The organism is Sphingobium sp. MK2 (assembly GCF_040170545.1).
Classification (GTDB): domain Bacteria; phylum Pseudomonadota; class Alphaproteobacteria; order Sphingomonadales; family Sphingomonadaceae; genus Sphingobium.
On sequence record NZ_JAZDXA010000012.1, the window covers coordinates 43670 to 62807 of the forward strand.

Here is a 19138-nt window from a genome sequence, read left to right on the forward strand (position 1 = left end):
ATGGCGCAGCCCAAGGTCGAAAAGCTGATCACCGCGATCGATATCGGGTCGTGGAAGGTCTCCGCCTTGATCGCGGGGCGCACCGACACGGGCGAGCTGGCGATATTGGGCACGGGCCAGCGCGAGAGCCGGGGCGTGCGGCGCGGTTTCATCGCTGACATGGAGCGCACGGAGCTGGCGGTGCGCGAAACGATCGAGCAGGCCGAGCGGGTCGCGGGCACCAATATCGAGGATGTCTGGGTCAGTTTTTCAGGCGGCAGCCTGGTCAGCGATGTCGTCACGGTCGAGCGCGACATGGCGGGCTATCGCATCGAGCAGGCGGATATCGACGATCTGCTGACGACGGGGCAGCAGGGTATCGACCCCGATGGCCGGGTCGTGCTGCATGCGCAGCCGACCTGCTTCACCATCAATGGCCGGGTGCCGGTGAAAAAGCCCCTGGGGATGCATGCCGACCTGCTGGGCGTGGATATCCATGTCGTGCTGGCCGATGGCGCGCCGCTCGCCAACCTCGACCTTTGCGTGCGCGGGGCCTATCTGAACGTCAATTCGATAGTCGCCGCGCCGATCGCGACCGGGCTTGCCTGCCTGTCCGAAGAGGAGCGCGACCTGGGCGTGGCGCTGGTGGAGATCGGGGCGGGGGTGACCAATGTCTCGCTCTATGCGGGCGGCATGTTGGTGGGGCTGCATAGCATCCCGATCGGCGCGGCGGACATTACCGACGATATCGCATCAGCCTTTGGCATTCGTCGCAGCCAAGCGGAGCGGATCAAATGCTTCTATGGCTCGGCGATGCAGAATCCGCGCGATTTCCGCGAGATGATCGAGATCGCGCCGCCGCATGGCGAGAGTGCGGCGGCCGGGCAGGCGGCTGGGCCGAACGCGGAGGGCGGCAAGATCACCCGCGCGGCGCTGGTCGGCGTCATTTGCGAACGGTTGAACCAGATCATGGCCGAAGTGAATATGGCGCTGGCGGGCATGGGCTTCAACACGCCGACCGGGCGGCAGGTGGTGCTGACCGGCGGCGGCGCGGAAATGAAGGGCATTGCCGATTATGCGCAGGGCGCGCTGGGCCGCGCGGTGCGGATCGGGCGGCCACGGGGCTTGTCCGCCATGCCCGAAGCGCATAGTGGCCCGGCCTTTGCAACTTTGGCGGGTCTGGCGCTTTACGGTGCTTCCAACCCGGTTGATCTCCGAACGATGGCGCCGTCGCCGCAGACGGTGCATCGTCTTGGGACTCCGCTCTGGTGGCAGCGGATGATGCGCGCAATGAAGACAAACTATTGACCGAATTTGGAATGAAACGAAAATAGCTGGTGAAATCCCCTATTTTCTGGTGTTAACAATTAATGACGGTTTCGCTTCCTGACGAGGAAGCTGAGGGAGCAGAATATATGAGCATTGAAATCAGCCCACCGCATGTGGACGAACTGAAGCCGCGGATCGCGGTGATCGGCGTCGGCGGCGCGGGCGGCAATGCCATCGCGAACATGATCGCCGCGAATGTCGAGGGCGTCGACTTCATCGTCGCCAATACCGACGCGCAGGCGCTCAACAGCTCGCCGGCCGAACGCCGCATCCAGCTTGGGCCGCAGATCACCGAGGGTCTGGGCGCAGGATCGCGTCCTGAAATCGGCAAGGCGGCGGCGGAAGAAACCATCGCCATGGTCGAAGCGGCGCTGGAAGGCGCGCATATGTGCTTCATCACCGCTGGCATGGGCGGCGGCACCGGCACCGGCGCGGCCCCGGTCATCGCGAAGGCGGCGCGCGAGCGCGGCATCCTGACCGTTGGCGTCGTGACCAAGCCCTTCACCTTCGAGGGCAACCGCCGCATGAAGTCGGCGGAAAGCGGCATTGACGAGTTGCAGAAGCATGTCGACACGCTGATCGTCATTCCGAACCAGAATCTGTTCCTGATCGCCAACCCGAACACGACCTTCAAGGAAGCGTTCCAGATGGCGGACGAAGTGTTGCAGCAGGGCGTGCGCAGCATCACCGACCTGATGATCATGCCCGGCCTCATCAACCTCGACTTTGCCGACGTGCGGTCGGTGATGGGCGAAATGGGCAAGGCGATGATGGGCACTGGCGAAGCGGAAGGCGACGGCCGCGCTTTGCAGGCCGCCGAGAAGGCGATCGCCAACCCGCTGCTCGACGGCGTGTCGATGCGCGGCGCGAAGGGCGTCATCGTCTCCATCGTCGGCGGCGAGGACATGCGCCTGATGGAAGTGGACGAAGCCGCCAACCATATTCGCGAACTGGTGGACCCGGACGCGAACATCATCTGGGGCAGCGCGTTCAACGACAACCTCAATGGCAAGATCCGCGTGTCGGTGGTCGCCACCGGCATCGACAATGAGATCGGCAACCATGCCGCGCCGTTGACGCAGCCGTTCAGCTTCGCGAGCCGTCCGGCCGTGTCGGTGCCGCAGCAGGGTGGCGCGCCCAAGGCCGCCGCGCCCGCGCCGCAGCCTGCGCCGGTTGCAGCGCCTGTGCCCGAACCCGAAACGCTGGAACTGGACGTCCCCGCGCCGCCCGCGCCTGCGCCCGTCGAAGCGGCCCCCGCGCCCTTCGCTGCGCCCAAGCCTGCGGCGGTGTTCTCCGACGAAGGGCCGGATCAGGACGAACTGGTGCTGGGTGCGGACAATGCTGCGCCAGCCGCAGCCCCTGCCGCACCGCGGGTCGCGAGCGGCGGTACGTTGTTCGAGCGGATGGCGGGCCTGACCCGTGGTGCGGACAAGGTGCCGGGTGGCGATGACGCCGCCGGTGTCGACATTCCCCGCTTCCTGAACCGCCAGAACAACCAGTAAGATCATCGCGCGCGGCCCACGCCGCGCCGGTCATGCAGCGCGCCGTCTGTCCTATGGGGCAGCACGGCGCGCTTTTTTGTTTGGGCGATTTCCTATTCGCACATTGATCCGCTAGAGCGCGGATGTGACACAATATCTTTCATGGATTCTTGGCGGCCTGCTGATGGCCGGAACCGCCCAGGCGCAAACCGACCAGGCCCAACTGGTCCGTCCCCTCGGCGCCGCCGACCTCAACAGCAATCTGGCGCGGCTGTCGGCCAATCCGCGCGACGTGGATGCGTTGATCGGGGCGGGGGAGGCGGCGTTGGCGCTCGATGATCCGCGTGCGGCGGCGGGTTTCTTTGCCCGTGCCGATACGATCACGAGCGGCAATGGCCGGATCAAGGTCGGGCTGGCGCGGGTCAATCTGAAGCTGCAAAACCCGGCGGAAGCGGTGCGGCTGTTCGATCAGGCGGGGCGGCTGGGCTTTGCGGACTCGACGATTTTGGCCGATCGCGGGCTGGCGCGGGACATGACCGGCGACCAGGCCGGGGCGCAGCGCGACTATCAGGCCGCGTTGCAGCGGACGCCCAATGACGCCGAACTGATCCGCCGCTATGCCGCGTCGCTGGGCATATCGGGCCAAGTGGCGGCGGCGGAGCGGGCGTTGGAGCCTTTGCTCTACAAGAGCGACCGGGCGGCGTGGCGCTATCGGGCGTTCATCCTGGCGATGAACAACCAGCAGGCCGAGGCGCGCAAGGTGGCCGACCAGACCATGCCCGCGCAACTAGCAGCGGCGATCGTCCCCTATATGCAGAAAATGCCTTATCTGACCGCGCCGCAAAAGGCAGCGGCCGTGCATTTCGGGCAGTTTCCGGCAAAGACGGGCACCAGCATTGCGGCGATCACTCCGACGCCTCCGGCTCCCGTTGGGCCGCAGGTGGTTACGCCAGCAAAGCCGGTCACGGTTGCCGCCGCACCAACCAGCCCGCCGCCAAATGCGCGCGCGCGCCGGGCTGAACAGCAACGCCAGCGGCGCGAAGCGGCTCGGCTGGCCCGTGCCGAAACGCCTGCCCGCGTGGCCATGGCGCAAGCGCAGACGCAACAGCGGACCACCGCCACGGCTCAGCCCACGCCCACGCCGATGGTTCAGCCCACACCGGCTGCGCCGTCGCCATCGAGCCCGGCACCTGTGCCGATGGTGCAGCCCATCCCGACCGCATCATCGGGGACGGGCTCGGCCACCCGCACGCCGCCTGCGCCAGATTTGTCCACGCCTCCGTCGGCTCCGGTTCAATCGCTGCCATCGACCCAAGCGCCGCCGCAGCAGCAAGCGCGTGCGGCGGCCCCGGCGGTGCAGGGACCACCAGCGCCCGGATTCGAATCGGTTGAGACCGCTGCGCCGCCGTCACAGCCTTCGACCACCGGATCGCAGCTCAACGCCATTACGCTGGCCCAAGCGGCGACGCCTGCTGCGACCCCATCGGCACCGCCCGCCACCCAGGCGCAGCCAGGCGCGCAGCCCGCCATGGTCCAGCCCTTGCCCGCTGCGCCGCCACAGCCCGACCCGGCGGCGACGCGGACGCTGGCCGACATCATCCGGGCGATCGACGTGCCCGAAGCTGAGCGACAGGCGCGTGTGGCGGCGGTCGATCTGGAGGAGATCGCCGCGTTGCAGGCGGCGCGTCGCGCCGAACGGCAGGCGGCCGCCGACAAGGTGAAGAAGGCAGCGCTGGCCAAGGCTAAGGCGGAAGCCGACGCCAAGGCGAAGAAGGAAGCGGAAGAAAAGAAGAAGCTGGCGGACAATCCGTCGCGTAACTGGCTGCAGATCGGCATCGGTGCGAGCAAGTCGGGCTTGGCCTTCACGCTCAATGCGTTGCGCAAGAAATATGACAGCCTGTCCGGGCAGGATGGATGGAGCGCGAGTTGGGGCCAGACCAATCGCCTGCTGGTCGGACCGTTCCCCAACTTCGCCCGCGCCAAGACGTTGGAGGACAAGATCAAGGCAGCCGGTGGCGATGCTTTTGCGTGGAAAAGCAGTGCGGGAGAGGTGGTCGAAAGGCTGGGCGGTCAGTAAGAGGACGTCCCATGACGATCCTTGCCCCCTATGCCTGCCACCCCGCCGCCAGCCGGGGACGGCTCCATCCCGAACCGGGCGGCGAGGTGCGCGGGCCGCGTGACATTTTTCAACGCGACCGCGACCGCATCATCCATTCGATCGCCTTTCGTCGGCTGCGCCACAAAACGCAGGTGTTCGTGTCGCCCGATGGCGACCATTTCCGCGTCCGCCTGACTCATAGTCTGGAGGTCGCACAGATCGGCCGCACCACGGCGCGGACGCTGGGGCTGAACGAGGATCTGACCGAAGCCCTATGTCTGGCGCACGACATCGGCCATCCGCCCTTCGGCCATGCAGGCGAGGACGCGCTGGAAGCGGCGATGGAGGATCATGGCGGGTTCGACCATAATGCCCATACGCTGCGTACGCTCATGCTGCTGGAAAGCCCCTATCCGCGCTTCAAGGGGCTGAACCTGAGTTGGGAGATGCTGGAGGGATTGGCCAAGCATAATGGGCCGATTGAGCATCCCGGCTGGGCGATGCGCGAACTGGATGCGCTGTTTCCGCTCGACCTTACCAGCCATGCCTCGCTGGAGGCGCAACTGGCGGCGATTTCGGACGATATCGCCTATGACAATCATGACATTGACGATGGATTGCGCGCTGGGTTGCTGACGCTGGAGCAATTGTTGGAGGTGCCGTTCGTCGCCTCCTGCTGGGACCGGGTGCGGACCCGCTATCCCGACGTGCCGCAGGATGGCCTGCTGCGCGAACTGGTGCGCGAGCAGATCGGCGTGATGGCCAATGACTTGCTGGCGGCGACGCGAGCGAATATCGCGGAATCGCGGGTCGAAACGGTCGAGGATGTGCGCGCGCTGGGCCGCACGCTGGTTGGCTTCTCGCCGGAGCTGGCGGCGCAGGAGCGCGACCTCAAGCGCTTCATGTATGCCACCCTCTATCATCATCCAGAGCAACTGGCGGCGGCCGACCGGGCGCGGGTGATCGTGACCGATCTGTTCCGTGCCTATCAGGCAGAGCCGGGCCTGATGCCGCCCGAATGGCGCGACGAATGCGTGTTGGCCGAACCGGAGCGTAGCCGCCACATCACGGATTTCATTGCCGGGATGACGGACCGTTATGCCGAGAAGCGGCATGCGGAGATTTTCGGGTAGGCCGTGAATGGCTGCCCTCGTCTTCCGTTCGCCCTGAACTTGTCGAAGGGCATTTCTTGAAGAAAGGAAGGGGGCTTCGACAGGCTCAGCCCGAACGGGGTGGGGTTGGCGAGATAGGCGTAGCTTCCGACATGCTGCCCGCCGCAGCTATCCAGCCCCAAGGGGAGGATCTTTTAGCTGATTGACGTGCCCTGTCCTTTGTCGCAATGCCTTGGATGTCTCCGGCGTCGAGGATTCGGCGCTGGGCATGATGCGGGAGAGCATGGGTGGCCTTTGAGGCCGTCCCCGTCGCCGAAGGAGCAACCGCCCCGGAATCTCTCAGGCCAATGGACCGCATCGCGCGCAAGGCACTCTGGAAAGCGGACGGGTCATCTCGTCCCACCGAAGGGGTAAGCCATGTGGCCGCAAGGCCGCTGGTCAAAGCTCTCAGGTTCCCGTGACAGAGGGGGTGACGAACAGAAGCGGTCCGGTGCGGGCCGGGCTGAACGTCGCTGCAACCCTCTCACGGAAAGGCCGTCCGATGACCGCCACCTATGACTCGAACGACGATATCGCCACGCTTGAGGAGGCCTTGCCGCTTGAAGCGCTGCCGCTCGACGCCTGGCATCGTGCGCAGGGCGCGCGCATGGTCGGCTTTGCGGGCTATCATATGCCGATCCACTATGATGGCATCATGGCCGAACATAGCTGGACCCGCGAACATGCCGGGCTGTTCGATGTCAGCCATATGGGGCAGATCGGTTTTTCGGGCGAGGGCGTGGACGAAGCGCTGGAAGTGCTGCTGCCAGCCGATATCAAAGGGCTGAAGCCCGGTCGCCAGCGTTATTCGATGCTGCTGGATCAGGATGGCGGCATTCTCGACGACCTGATGGTCGCGCGCCCCGCCGATGGCGCGTTCGATGGCGCGGCGATCTATATGGTCGTCAATGGCGCGACCAAATATGACGACATGGCCTGGATGATCGAGCATCTGCCCGACGAGGTCGTGATGAACCATATGGACGAGCAGGCGCTGCTGGCGTTGCAGGGACCGGAGGCGGGCGAGGCGATGGCCGCGTTGGTGCCGGAGACGGCGGACCTGACCTTCATGCAGTGTGGCGCGTTTGACTGGAATGGCGTGACGCTGTGGGTCAGCCGGTCGGGCTATACCGGCGAGGACGGGTTCGAGATCAGCCTGCCTGCGGACGCCGCTGAGGGCTTTGCCGATGCGCTGTGTGCGCTCCGCCAGGTCAAGCCGATCGGCCTTGGCGCGCGCGACTCGCTGCGGCTGGAGGCGGGCTTGCCGCTTTATGGTCATGATCTGACACCGGCCGTCAGCACGATCGGCGCGGACCTGGGCTTTGCGATCGGCAAGCGTCGGCGGACAGAGGGCGGCTTCATCGGCCATGGCCGGGTGATGAAGGAACTGGCCGATGGCCCCGGCACGAAGCGCGTGGGGCTAAAGATCGAGGGGCGTTTGCCCGCGCGGGAAGGCGCGCAAATCTTTGTCGGTGACAATCTGGTCGGGGAAGTGACGTCGGGCGGCTTTGCGCCGAGCCTTGGTGCGCCGATTGCGATGGGCTGGCTCAGCCTGCCGCACAGCGCGCTCGACACCGCGCTGGAGATAGATGTGCGTGGCAAGCGCATCAGCGCGACGGTGGTGCCGATGCCGTTCGTGCCGCATCGCTATCGCCGCGCGGTCGCCTGATTCTTGTTTCGACTTTTTGTGATCATGATTTTCAAGCACATCATTCCGGGAGTATCATCATGAGCCGTTATTTTACCGAAGAACATGAGTGGATCGACGTCGAGGGCGAGATCGCCACGGTCGGCATCACCGACTTTGCGCAGGAACAATTGGGCGACATCGTGTTCGTCGAACTGCCGGTCGAAGGCGCGACCTTCGACAAGGGGGATGACGCTGCGGTCGTGGAATCGGTCAAGGCCGCGTCCGACGTCTATGCGCCTATTTCGGGCGAAGTCGTCGAAGCCAATGGCGCGCTGGAAGACGAGCCTGCGCTGGTGAACAGCGATGCCGAAGAGGATGGCTGGTTCTTCAAGCTGCGCATCACCGACATGAGCGAGCTGGAAGGGCTGATGACCGAAGCGGCGTATAAGACGTTCGTCGCTGCGCTTTAACGCATGAGAATAAGCCCCTCCCTTTCAAGGGAGGGGGAAGGGGTGGGTCGCGACCGCAGGGCGCGTCCGCCCTTTCGCCACGGAGCAGCGCTCGCTCCGCTCGCGACCCACCCCCGGCCCCTCCCTTGAAAGGGAGGGGGGAGTTTTGCAAATGCGCTACCTACCCCTTACCGACACTGACCGGCAGGCAATGCTTGCCACCATCGGCGCGGCGTCGATCGATGATCTGTTTGTCGATGTGCCTGCCGAGGCCCGGCTTTCCGGCCAGATCGAAGGCCTGCCCGATCATGCCAGCGAATTGGCGGTCGAGCGGCATATGAGCAAGCTGGCGCGGCAGAATCTGTCGGCGGGGGAAGCGCCCTTCTTCTTAGGCGCGGGCGCGTATAAGCATCATGTGCCCGCCAGCGTCGATCATCTGATCCAGCGCGGCGAGTTCCTGACTGCCTACACCCCCTATCAGCCGGAAATCGCGCAGGGGACGTTGCAGGTGCTGTTCGAGTTCCAGACGCAGGTCGCGCGCCTGCTGGGCTGCGACGTCGCCAATGCGTCGATGTATGACGGGTCGACCGCCTGCTGGGAAGCGATCGGCATGGCGCGGCGCATTACCAAGCGGGGCAAGGCGATCCTGTCGTCGGGCCTGCACCCCCATTATGTGTCGGTCGCGCGGACGATGGCGAAGTTCACCGGCGACCTGCTGGCGCATGAGGCACCGACGCTGACGGCGCAGACGGACATCGACGCGCTGATCGCGGCGATCGACAAGGATGTAAGCTGCGTCGTGGTGCAATATCCCGACATTTTGGGGCGGATCGCCGACCTGACGCCGCTGGCCGATGCGGCGCATGCGGCGGGTGCCTTGCTGGTGGCGGTCGTGACCGAGCCAGTGGCGCTGGGCGCGCTGGTGCCGCCGGGTGAGATGGGCGCGGACATCGTCGTGGGCGAAGGCCAGTCGATCGGCGTCGGCCTGCAATTTGGCGGGCCGTATCTCGGCCTGTTCGCGTGCAAGCAGAAATATGTGCGGCAGATGCCGGGCCGCCTGTGCGGCGAGACGGTGGATGCGGCGGGCAAGCGCGGCTTCGTGCTGACGCTGTCGACCCGCGAACAGCATATCCGCCGCGAGAAGGCGACGTCAAACATCTGCACCAATTCAGGCCTGTGTGCGCTGGCGTTCAGCATTCATATGACGTTGCTGGGGGAACGCGGGCTGCGCGAATTGGCGAGCCTTAATCACGGGCTGGCCGTGCAGGCCGCCGATCGGCTGGCGCAGGTGCCAGGCGTGACACTGCTCAACGACAGCTTTTTCAATGAGTTCACCCTGGTCCTGACCAGAGATGCGCGCGACGTGGTGCGCAGCTTGGCCGATAAGGGCGTGCTGGGGGGCGTGTCGCTGGGGCGGCTGTTCCCCGATGCGCCTGCGATCGGCAAGGGCTTGGTCGTCGCGGTGACCGAAACGGTGACGGCAGAGGATATAGAGGCGCTGGCTACGGCGCTTGAGGAGGAACTGGCATGACCATGCTCAAGGAAGGCCGTCCCACCACGCCGGTCGCGGTTGCGGATGCGCATATGGCCCCGGCGACGGTGACGGGTAATCGCGCGCTGATGCTGGAAGAGGCGCTGATCTTCGAGATCGGATCGACCGAGACGACGGGTGTCGATTTCGCGCCCGCGCCCAAGGTGGCGAGCCGTCTTGGCGGGCTGGAGCGCAAGGCGATCGGCCTGCCGGGCCTGTCGGAACAGGAAACCGTGCGCCATTATACGCGGCTGTCGCGGCAGAATTATGCCATCGACCTGGGCCTGTTTCCGCTCGGTTCCTGCACGATGAAGCATAATCCGCGCCTGAATGAAAAGGTCGCGCGGATGCCCGGTTTTGCGGACCTGCATCCGCTGGCCCCGCAATCGACGGTGCAGGGTGCGCTGGCGGTGATCCATGAACTTGCCGCATGGCTGGTGACGCTGACGGGGATGCACAGCGTGGCAATGAGCCCCAAAGCGGGGGCGCATGGTGAATTGTGCGGGTTGCTGGCGATCCGTGCGGCGCTGGAGGCGCGGGGCGATGCGCGTTCGGTCGTGCTGGTGCCTGAAAGCGCGCATGGCACCAATCCGGCCACGGCGGCCTTTTGCGGCTATCAGGTCGAGGATATTCCCGCGACGCCCGAAGGCCGGGTCGATCTGGCGGCGCTGACCGCGCGGCTGGGACCGGACGTGGCGGCGGTGATGATCACCAACCCCAATACGTGCGGCCTGTTCGAGCGGGATCTCAAGACGATTTCCGATGCGGTCCATGCGGCGGGTGCATTCGTCTATTGCGACGGGGCGAATTTCAACGCCATCGTCGGCCGGGTCCGCCCCGGTGATCTGGGCGTCGATGCGATGCACATCAATCTGCACAAGACCTTCTCCACCCCCCATGGCGGCGGTGGTCCCGGTTCCGGGCCGGTCGTGCTGTCGGAAGCGTTGGCCCCCTATGCGCCGCTGCCGTTCGTCGAGAAGCAGGGCGACCAGTTCGTCCTGATCGAAGAAGAATCGGCGCAGGACCATCATGGCGGCACCTTTGGCCGGATGGTCGCCTTCCACGGGCAGATGGGCATGTTCACCCGCGCGCTCGCCTATATCATGAGCCATGGCGCGGATGGGTTGCGGCAGGTGGCGGAGGATGCGGTCCTCAACGCCAATTATATCCTGCGCAGCCTGGACGATGTGCTGGACGCGCCGTTCGGCACCAGCGGGCCGTGCATGCATGAGGCGCTGTTCAGCGACAAGGGGCTGGCCGAGGGCTTCACCACGCTCGACATTGCCAAGGGGCTGATCGACGAGGGCTTCCACCCGATGACCATGTATTTCCCGCTGGTCGTCCATGGCGCGATGTTGATCGAGCCGACCGAGACGGAGAGCAAGGCGGCGCTCGACCAGTTCATTATGGCGCTGCGGTCGTTGGCAGAACGCGCCAAGGCGGGAGACGAGGCGCTGAAGGGTGCGCCCTATCATGCGCCCCGCCGTCGGCTGGATGAGACGCTGGCGGCGCGCAAGCCGGTGCTGACGTGGGAAGCGCCTAGGCTGGCGCAGGCGGCGGAATGACGGTCTGGATTCCGGGCGAAGCGGACGGCGAAGCGTACAAACGTCACGCCCCTGCGACGCTGCGGAACCGGGACGCGATATTGGCGGTGCTGCGCGCGGCATTGCCATCCACCGGGCTGGTGCTGGAAGTGGCGAGTGGCAGCGGCGAACATGCGGTGCATTTCGCGGACGCGCTGCCCGCGCTCGATTGGCAGCCGAGTGATCCTGATCCGGCGGCGCTGGCGTCGATCGAGGCGTGGCGCGGGGACGCGAGCCTGGCCAATCTGCGTGCGCCGATGCTGCTAGATGCGGCGGCGGACTGGCCGATCGACCGGGCGGATGCGATCTTGTGCATTAATATGGTGCATATCAGCCCATGGGCAGCGACGGTGGGGTTGTTCGCGCAGGGCGCGCGGCTGCTCAAGACGGGCGCGCCGCTGATCCTCTACGGCCCCTATTTTCAGGCCGGTGTTGCGCCAGCGCCCAGCAATGTGGAGTTCGATGCCAGTTTGCGCGCGCGCGATCCGCGATGGGGGATAAGGGCGCTGGAGGATGTGGCGGCGTTGGCGACGACGCAGGGCTTTGCGCTCGATCGCGTTCAGGCGATGCCCGCGAACAATCTGACGCTGATCTTTCGCCGCGCCTGACCTGCCGCTAGTCATAGCTTACCGCCGCATGATGCTGCGATAGGCTCTCTCCTGATACGAGAATAGGGGAGACAGGGAAATGCAAGGCATATTGGCACGGCCAGCCCATGTTCCGGCAGATCGGATCGTCGATTTTGACATTTTTGCGCCGCCCGGCGTCGAGCAGGATTATTTCGCCGCCTGGCAATCTCTGGTGCGGGAGGATGGTCCCGGTGTCGTGTGGACCAGCGCCAATGGCGGCCACTGGATAGCGACGCGCGGCGAGATTGTCCGCGCGCTATGGGCGGACAATGTCCGGCTTTCGAGCGAAGTGCTGGCGGTGACGCCGGGACTTGGTGAGGTGATGCGTTTCATTCCGCTGCAACAAGACCCGCCGGAGCATCAGCCCTTTCGCATGGCGGTGATGAAGGGCTTTGCGTCGCGCTTCGTGGTCGCGATGGAGCCGCAGGTGACGCAGGTCGCGCGCGAATTGATCGATGGGTTGATCGACCGGGGGTCGTGCGACTTCGTGGAGGATTTCGCCGAGATATTGCCGCTGCACATCTTCCTGACGCTGATCGACGTACCCTTGTCCGACCGGCCGCGATTGCGGGCGCTGGGGTCGCAACTCACGCGGCCCGATGGGTCGATGACGGTCGAGCAATTGCGCGATGCGGCCGACGAGTATCTCGCCCCCTATATCGCTGCGCGCATGGCCAATCCGGGCACCGACCTGTTCAGTCGCATCCTGTCCGAACCAATTGACGGGCGCGCTTGGAGCGAGGATGAGGCGCGGCGCATGTGCCGCAACCTGCTGTTTGGCGGGCTGGATACGGTGGTGGCGATGGTCGGCATGGTCGCGCTGCACCTGGCGCGCCATCCCCAGGATCAGGCCTTGCTGCGTGAGCGGCCGGAATTGATCCCCGATGCCGCCGACGAGTTGATGCGCCGTTATCCGACTGTTTCGGTCAGCCGTAACCTCGTCACCGATGTCGAAGTGGATGGCGTGACGCTGAAGGCGGGCGACATCATCTATCTGCCGAGCGTCCTCCATAATCTGGACCCGGCGAGTTTCGATGCGCCTGAAACGGTGCGGTTCGACCGCAAGCTCAACGCGACGCGGCATACAACGATGGGCGTTGGCGCGCATCGCTGCGTGGGCGCGGGGCTGGCGCGGATGGAGGTGATCGTGTTCCTGCGCGAATGGCTTGGCCGCATGCCGACCGTTCGGCTCGACCCTGACCGTCCGGTGACGATGAAGGGCGGCAATGTCGGCGCCTGCACCGCGTTGCCTTTGCGTTGGGACTGATTGCCCCTCTTCATTTCGGGCGCGATCCGCTCTAAGGGCGGGCCGATGCCCACCTCCCTTGTCGATCTTGTCCGCGCCGAACTGCTCCAGCCTGCCGATCCGCGCGCGGCGGCGATGGCGGGGGCGATCGCGGCGCGCTACCCGCAGGCGGCGCGGGCGGTGCTTTTCTATGGCTCATGCCTGCGTGAAGCCAATCTCGACGGGTTGATGCTCGATTTCTACCTGATCGTGTCGGACTACCCGGCCGCCTATGGCAAAAGCTGGCTGGCGCGCGCCAATGCGCTGATCCCGCCCAATGTCTTTCCGTTCGAACATCAGGGGTTGATCGCCAAATATGCGGTTCTGTCGGAAGCGGATTTTGCGCGGTTGAACAGTGTAGCGGCGGACAATGTCTCGGTCTGGGCGCGCTTTGCCCAGCCTGCACGGCTGTTGTGGGCGGCCGACGATCTGGCGCGGCAGCGGGCGATTTTGGCGGTGGCGCAGGCCGCGCCAACCTTGTTGTCGCTGGCCCGGCCAATGGCGGAAGGGGGCGACGAGGTGCTGGGCCTGTGGCGCTGCGGCTTCACCCTGACCTATGCGGCCGAATTGCGTGCGGAGCGAAAGGGGCGGTCGCTGTCGATCGTCGATGCCGATCCTGAACGCTATCGACAGTTGGGGGAGGCGGCGCTGGTGCAGGGCCTGCCGCCGTCGCCCGCCGATGCGCCGGAGCGCTGGCGCGCGCTGCAGCGGCGCGGCAAATGGTTGTCGGTGGTGCGCCTCGCAAAGGCGAGCTTCACCTATGCGGGTGGGATCGATTATCTCGCCTGGAAGATCAACCGCCATGCCGGGACGGCGATCACGATCAAGCCGTGGCAGCGGCGCTGGCCGCTGCTGGGTGCGGTCACTCTGCTGCCTGCGCTGTTCCGTTCCGGGGCGATTCGCTGAGCGCCTGGCCCAGCGCCTGGCCCAGCGCCATCAGCGTATAGGGTTTGCGCAGGACGGCATGGCCCGCGAAATCGGCGCTTTCGGTCATGTCGCCGGCATAGCCGGTCACGAACAGCACGGGGATATGGGCGTAGGCGGCGGGCAGCGCCTTAACCATTTCCGGCCCGGTCAGGTCGGGCATCAGCACGTCGCTGATGATCAGGCCGATGTCGCTATTATGGGATAGCAGGCGGGCGGCCTTTGACGGATGATCGCAGGCGATCGGCAGATGGCCAAGTTCGCCGACCGCCGCCATCGTCTGATTGAGGACGCGGGGATCATCCTCCACCACGAGGATGCGGGTCGGCGGATGCTCGACGGGGCTCTGGTTGGCCTGCGCCTCCTGACCCAGCGCATCGGCGGCGGCCCCGGTGCGGCGGGGCATGTAGAGATGGACGCTGGTGCCTTCGCCCGGTTGCGATTCGATGCGAATTTCGCCCTCGCACTGGCGCACGAAACCGAAAATCTGGCTGAGGCCAAGGCCGGTGCCCTTGCCCACCGGCTTGGTGGTGAAGAAGGGTTCGAACACGCGGGTCAGCACGTCCGCGCTCATGCCGCAGCCGTCGTCAGTGACGGTCAGCGTGACATAATCGCCCGCCTGACACTCGCCGATCTCGTCCGCGGCCAGCGTCGCGCGGCCGGTGGACAGGGTGAGTTGGCCGCGCCCGTCCATCGCGTCGCGTGCGTTGACGCACAGGTTCAGGATCGCATTTTCCATCTGATGCTGATCGACGAAGATGCGCCAGCCTTGCGCATTCTGCGTGAAGTTGACCCGGATCTGATCGCCGATGGTGCGGTCGATGAGGTCGGCCATGCCCGACAACAGGGCATCGGGATCGACTGCGCTCGGCAGCAGTGGTTCGGCGCGGGCGAAGGCGAGCAGACGGCGGGTCAGGGCCGAGGCGCGGTTGGCTCCCTCCATGGCATTGTCGAGATGGCGACCGGCTTCCTCCGGCTGCACCCGCATCTTGCGCTTGGCCAGTTCCAGGCCCCCTACGACGACCGCGAGCATATTGTTGAAGTCATGGGCGATGCCGCCAGTCAACTGGCCGACGGCATCCATCTTGTGCATCTGGCGAAGATTTTCTTCCGCCGCTTCGCGCTCCGTCGATTCCTGCTTTAGCCGTTCATAGGCTTCGGTCAGTTCGGCGGTACGCGCGCGCACGGCCGCATCGAGCCGGTCGGCCCGTTCGCTCTCCGCATCGGCGAGCCGCCGGGCGTTGCGCCGGTCTGTCAGCGCATTGTTGGCGAACCAGGCGGCGAAGAGGACGCAGACCAGCAGGGCAATGCCCAATAGGCCGGAGGTGCGCCCCATGGCCTGGGTGCGGTCGCCCGCCAGCGTCACCGCAAGGCTGCGTTCGCGCAGACGTTCATTTTCCGCCTTGATGACGATGTCGAGCAGGGCCGATATCCGCTTGAGATCCTGTGAACTGCCAGCCTCATGAAAGCGGCCCAGCGCCCCGATCTTCTGGCCATAGGTCGTGCGCAGGGCGATTTCGTTCAGCGTCTTGGTGCGGTCGTCAAAGGCCTTTTGCAACGCCTGGACGTTGCCGCGTTGCCAGCCGCTATGGCGGGTGGCGTAGTGAAGCGCTTTCAACTGGCTGGCGGCACCCCGCCATTGGTCCTGAAAGAGGCGGCCGGTGTCGGTGTCCAGGCTGATGACATAGCGGGCCAGCGTCACTTCGGCGCGGGCGGTACGTGCTTCGAACGCGCGGGCCAGGGCGATGATGTCGAAGCTGCGCCGCTGTTCGATCAAGGCCTGCTGATGATCGCGGGTGGCGTTGCTGGCACTATAGAGCAGCGCGCCGAGCGAGCTGATCAGCAGCAGCACGAGCAGCAGCGGCATGGCGCGGCGGGCCATGCCGCGCGCGCCGCTACGCTCTGTGTCGGTGAAGTCGCCCTGTGCCATAGATTTTCACACTAGCCCAACCGCACCGCCAGCGAAACAACCTAGCGCAATGGTCAGGCGATGGCCCCCGTCGCCTTGCCGGCGGCTTCGAACATTTTGATGATCTGTTCGACCTGTTCGTCGCTATGCTCGGCGCACAGCGAACAGCGCAGCAGGAAGGTGCCGGTCGGGGTCGCCGGAGGGCGGGCCATGTTGACGTAGAGGCCGAGTTCCAGCAGCGATTGCCAGATGGCCACGGCCTGCGCCTGATCGGTCAGGATGACCGCGATGATCGCCGATTGCGGGGTTTTCGTGCCCAGCGTGAAGCCAAGGTCGGTCAGGCCCTGGTGCAGCCGCTTACTGTTCTTCCAGAGATGGGCACGCTTGTCGCCCGCATGCATCAGCTTGCGGATGCTGGTGGCGGCGGTGGCGACGACGCTGGGGGGGAGCGATGCGGTGAAGACATAGGGGCGGCAGACGAGGCGCATGATCTCGAACTTGGGATGGTTGGAGACGCAGAAGCCGCCGACTGTGCCGACCGATTTGGAGAAGGTGCCGACGACGAAATCCACGTCGTCCTCGACGCCCTGTTCTTCATAGACGCCCCGGCCGTTGGGACCGAAAAAGCCCATGCCATGGGCTTCATCGACCAGGATCATGCAATTGGGATACTGGCGGATCGCGGCGACCATTTCGGGCAGCGGAGCGATGTCGCCGAGCATCGAATAGACGCCCTCCAGCACGACGAGCTTCAGCGCATCGGCGGGCAGGCGGGCAAGGCGCTTGGCCAAATCCTCGACGCTGTTGTGACGGAAACGGACGATTTCGGCATCGCCCAGGAAGCAGCCGTCATAGATGGAGGCATGGCTGTCGGCGTCGAGGATGACATAGTCGCCCTTGCCCGCCAGCGTCGAAATGATGCCGAGATTGGCCTGATAGCCGGTCGAGAAGACCATCGCCGACGATGTGCCGTAAAATTCCTTGAGCGCATCCTCGACTTCGCGATGGCCCTGATAGGTGCCGTTGAGGACGCGGCTGCCCGTCGTCCCTGCGCCGAATTCGTCGAGCGCCTTCTTGCCGGCCGCGACCACGTCGGGATCGAACGTCATGCCCATATAATTATAGGTGCCGAGCAGGATGGTTTCCTTGCCCTTGATGATCGCGCGGGTGGGGGACAGCACCTGGTCCATCACGATCGAGAAGGGATCGCGCACGCCAGTCGCGAGCAGCGCTTCGCGCTCCGCGATCAGGGGGTCGAACTTGGAAAACAGGTCGCGCGTCGGGGTCAGCGTTGCGGCGTCGGTCATGATGTCTTTTGTCCCAAAACCGTTCGGGCTGAGCGAAGTCGAAGCCCTCTACCGAGCGGAGCCGAGGCTCTTTGCTTCGCCTTCGCTCAGCGGTGCCCTTCGACTTCGCTCAGGGCGAACGGGTGTTGTTCTTACTGCTGCGTCTTCAGCTTCGCTACCGCGTCCACCAGTTGGCCGACGGTTTCGATCTCTGCCTGCATGTTCATGGTGATGAGGATGTCAAATTCATCCTCGATCGCGGCGACGAAATCCATCACGGTCAGGCTGTCCCATTCCAGGTCGCCTGCAAAGCTGGTGGTTTCGGTAAGGTCCACGCCCTTTTTGTTGAAGGGGGCGATCTGCGCCGCGACGCTGTCGAAAATTTCGGTGCGATCCGTCATTCTGGTCATTCTTTCCGTGAAAGCACGGCTTTTGCCGCCCGTGACCGCTCTTTGGCAAGGGAATAAGGCGGCAATCGGGCAGCATCGCGCCCGGAAATTGCGCGAGGGGCGCGGCGCTTAGCGGAAATTGTCGGCGTAAGCCTGCAATTTCAGCGTCTTGGGCGGGGTGGGGATGACGGTGTAGGCAATCCCCTGCTTTTGGGCGTAGGCGATGGCGGCTTCCTGCGAGGGGAAGCTGAGCTTCAATTGCTGCTGCGTGTCGCCCGAACCCGCCCATCCGGTCAGCGGATCGGGCGTCTTGGCTTGCGCGGGCGCATAGTCCAGCACCCATTTATCGGTCAGCGCCTTGCCCGACTGCATGGCATTTTTCTGGATCTGATAGATGCGCGCATTCATCGCGAAGGACTCCGGTAAATCGTCCTGCTGCGTTGCACCACGGAGCGCGCGCAAGTCAAGACTTGCGGCGGGCATCTGCATTTTTGGTGCGCAATGTGGCGCTGGCGGCGGTGGGATCGTCGGGCCAGGGGTGACGCGGGTAGCGGCCGCGCATTTCCTTGGCAACATCGCGCCAGTTGCCCGCCCAGAAGCCCGGCAGGTCGCGGGTGGTCTGGATCGGGCGGCCAGCGGGCGAGGTGAGCGAGAGGACCAAGGGAATGCGCTGATTACCGACGGTCGGATGATTGGGGAGGCCATAGAGTGCCTGGACCCGCAGTTCGACGCGCGGGCCGCCTTCGGCTGCATAGTCGATCGCATGGGTGCTGCCTGCGGGCGAGCGGAAATCGGGCGGGGCGAGGCGGTCGAGCTGTTGCTTGCCGTCCCAGCCGATCAGGCCTTCCAGCACGGCGGACAGATGCGCGCGGTCGATGTCGGACAGGCGGCGCTTGCCCACCAGGAGCGGGGGGAGCCAGTCGTCGAGGCTGGCGAGCAGCGCTTCGTCGGATAGCGCTGAAATCCCGGCGAAATCGGCGCGCATCCGCAGCGACCGGGCAGCCTCCGACCAGGGGAGGAGGGCAAGGCCGCCTTGTCGCACGCCGTCGATCAGCGCGGCGACGACGGCTTGCGGGTCGGGGCTGTCGTCGGAGCCGGAAGAGAGGCGCACCGCGCCCAGGCGGCGTTCGCGCAACGCTTCGATCCCGCCATTGGCGGCACGAAAGCGGACGGTGCGGGTGGTGGCGATGCGATCGGGGAAGAGGGCCAGCACAGATTCTTCGCTGATCGGCGCGGCGGACAGGATGCGCGCGCCCGCCGCACTGCCCTGCACTTCGCCCACGGCCAGCCATGGTTCGCGGGCGAGGGGCGAGAGCGGGTCGAACCGGAAACCGCGTCCGCCGACGCTGGTCCAGTCCGCGCCGTCGGCGGAGCGGCGTTTGGATAGGCGATCGGGGAAGGCGAGGGCGAGGCAGAGGCCTTCTCCCCCGCCCGCTTGCGGGAGGGGGGCGGGGGGTGGGCCAGCACGACCGTTGCGCGGTTGCC

16 protein-coding genes and 1 riboswitch are annotated in these 19138 nt (G+C 65.4%); of the genes, 11 read left to right on the top strand and 5 right to left on the bottom strand.

Going from position 1 to position 19138, the window contains the following annotated elements; all coding sequences use genetic code 11:
* From ftsA to V2I08_RS08035, 11 genes are all read left to right on the top strand, one after another.
* Entirely contained in the window at positions 1 to 1287 is a 1287-nt protein-coding gene (ftsA, locus tag V2I08_RS07985) for a cell division protein FtsA (protein ID WP_349634625.1), read from the top strand.
* 107 nt (positions 1288 to 1394) lie between these two features.
* The gene (ftsZ, locus tag V2I08_RS07990) at positions 1395 to 2810 is read left to right on the top strand and encodes a cell division protein FtsZ (RefSeq protein ID WP_349634626.1); all 1416 of its coding nucleotides are present in this window, start codon (positions 1395 to 1397) and stop codon (positions 2808 to 2810) included.
* A gap of 163 nt (positions 2811 to 2973) precedes the next feature.
* The gene (locus tag V2I08_RS07995; protein WP_349634640.1) at positions 2974 to 4866 is read left to right on the top strand and encodes an SPOR domain-containing protein; all 1893 of its coding nucleotides are present in this window, start codon (positions 2974 to 2976) and stop codon (positions 4864 to 4866) included.
* A gap of 11 nt (positions 4867 to 4877) precedes the next feature.
* Positions 4878 to 6020 (top strand): deoxyguanosinetriphosphate triphosphohydrolase, encoded by a 1143-nt coding sequence (locus V2I08_RS08000; RefSeq protein ID WP_349634627.1) that lies wholly within the window; start codon positions 4878 to 4880, stop codon positions 6018 to 6020.
* 243 nt (positions 6021 to 6263) lie between these two features.
* A riboswitch (glycine riboswitch) is annotated at positions 6264 to 6364 on the top strand.
* 176 nt (positions 6365 to 6540) lie between these two features.
* Positions 6541 to 7707 (top strand): glycine cleavage system aminomethyltransferase GcvT, encoded by a 1167-nt coding sequence (gene gcvT, locus V2I08_RS08005; RefSeq protein WP_349634628.1) that lies wholly within the window; start codon positions 6541 to 6543, stop codon positions 7705 to 7707.
* A gap of 59 nt (positions 7708 to 7766) precedes the next feature.
* Positions 7767 to 8138: a glycine cleavage system protein GcvH gene (gcvH, locus tag V2I08_RS08010; RefSeq protein ID WP_037480119.1), complete on the top strand. Its 372-nt coding sequence runs from the start codon at positions 7767 to 7769 to the stop codon at positions 8136 to 8138.
* A 151-nt stretch (positions 8139 to 8289) separates the two neighbouring features.
* Positions 8290 to 9648: an aminomethyl-transferring glycine dehydrogenase subunit GcvPA gene (gene gcvPA / locus V2I08_RS08015; RefSeq protein ID WP_349634629.1), complete on the top strand. Its 1359-nt coding sequence runs from the start codon at positions 8290 to 8292 to the stop codon at positions 9646 to 9648.
* The gene (gcvPB, locus tag V2I08_RS08020; protein WP_349634630.1) at positions 9645 to 11213 is read left to right on the top strand and encodes an aminomethyl-transferring glycine dehydrogenase subunit GcvPB; all 1569 of its coding nucleotides are present in this window, start codon (positions 9645 to 9647) and stop codon (positions 11211 to 11213) included. Before gcvPA ends, gcvPB begins: the two co-directional genes overlap by 4 nt.
* Positions 11210 to 11839, top strand: coding sequence for a DUF938 domain-containing protein (locus V2I08_RS08025; protein WP_349634631.1), 630 nt, complete (start codon positions 11210 to 11212; stop codon positions 11837 to 11839). The genes gcvPB and V2I08_RS08025 overlap by 4 nt, the downstream gene beginning before the upstream one ends.
* 79 nt (positions 11840 to 11918) lie before the next feature.
* Positions 11919 to 13127, top strand: coding sequence for a cytochrome P450 (locus V2I08_RS08030; RefSeq protein ID WP_349634632.1), 1209 nt, complete (start codon positions 11919 to 11921; stop codon positions 13125 to 13127).
* Between the two features lie 45 nt (positions 13128 to 13172).
* Complete coding sequence (locus tag V2I08_RS08035; protein ID WP_349634633.1) at positions 13173 to 14051, top strand: hypothetical protein; 879 nt, start codon at positions 13173 to 13175, stop codon at positions 14049 to 14051.
* On the opposite strand, the gene V2I08_RS08040 is transcribed toward V2I08_RS08035, so the two are convergent.
* From V2I08_RS08040 to V2I08_RS08060, 5 genes are all read right to left on the bottom strand, one after another.
* On the bottom strand, positions 14008 to 15999 hold the full coding sequence (locus V2I08_RS08040; RefSeq protein WP_349634634.1) for an ATP-binding protein: 1992 nt from the start codon (positions 15997 to 15999) through the stop codon (positions 14008 to 14010). The two genes, V2I08_RS08035 and V2I08_RS08040, sit on opposite strands and share 44 nt — an antisense overlap.
* A 53-nt stretch (positions 16000 to 16052) precedes the next feature.
* Positions 16053 to 17285, bottom strand: a complete 1233-nt coding sequence (spt, locus tag V2I08_RS08045) for a serine palmitoyltransferase (RefSeq protein ID WP_349634635.1) — start codon at positions 17283 to 17285, stop codon at positions 16053 to 16055.
* A gap of 131 nt (positions 17286 to 17416) precedes the next feature.
* Positions 17417 to 17665: an acyl carrier protein gene (locus V2I08_RS08050; RefSeq protein WP_349634636.1), complete on the bottom strand. Its 249-nt coding sequence runs from the start codon at positions 17663 to 17665 to the stop codon at positions 17417 to 17419.
* 117 nt (positions 17666 to 17782) lie between these two features.
* Entirely contained in the window at positions 17783 to 18061 is a 279-nt protein-coding gene (locus tag V2I08_RS08055; RefSeq protein WP_349634641.1) for an ETC complex I subunit, read from the bottom strand.
* Positions 18062 to 18116: 55 nt separating this feature from the next.
* On the bottom strand, positions 18117 to 19138 hold a 1022-nt coding region (locus V2I08_RS08060; protein WP_349634637.1), incomplete at its 5' end, for an ATP-dependent helicase C-terminal domain-containing protein.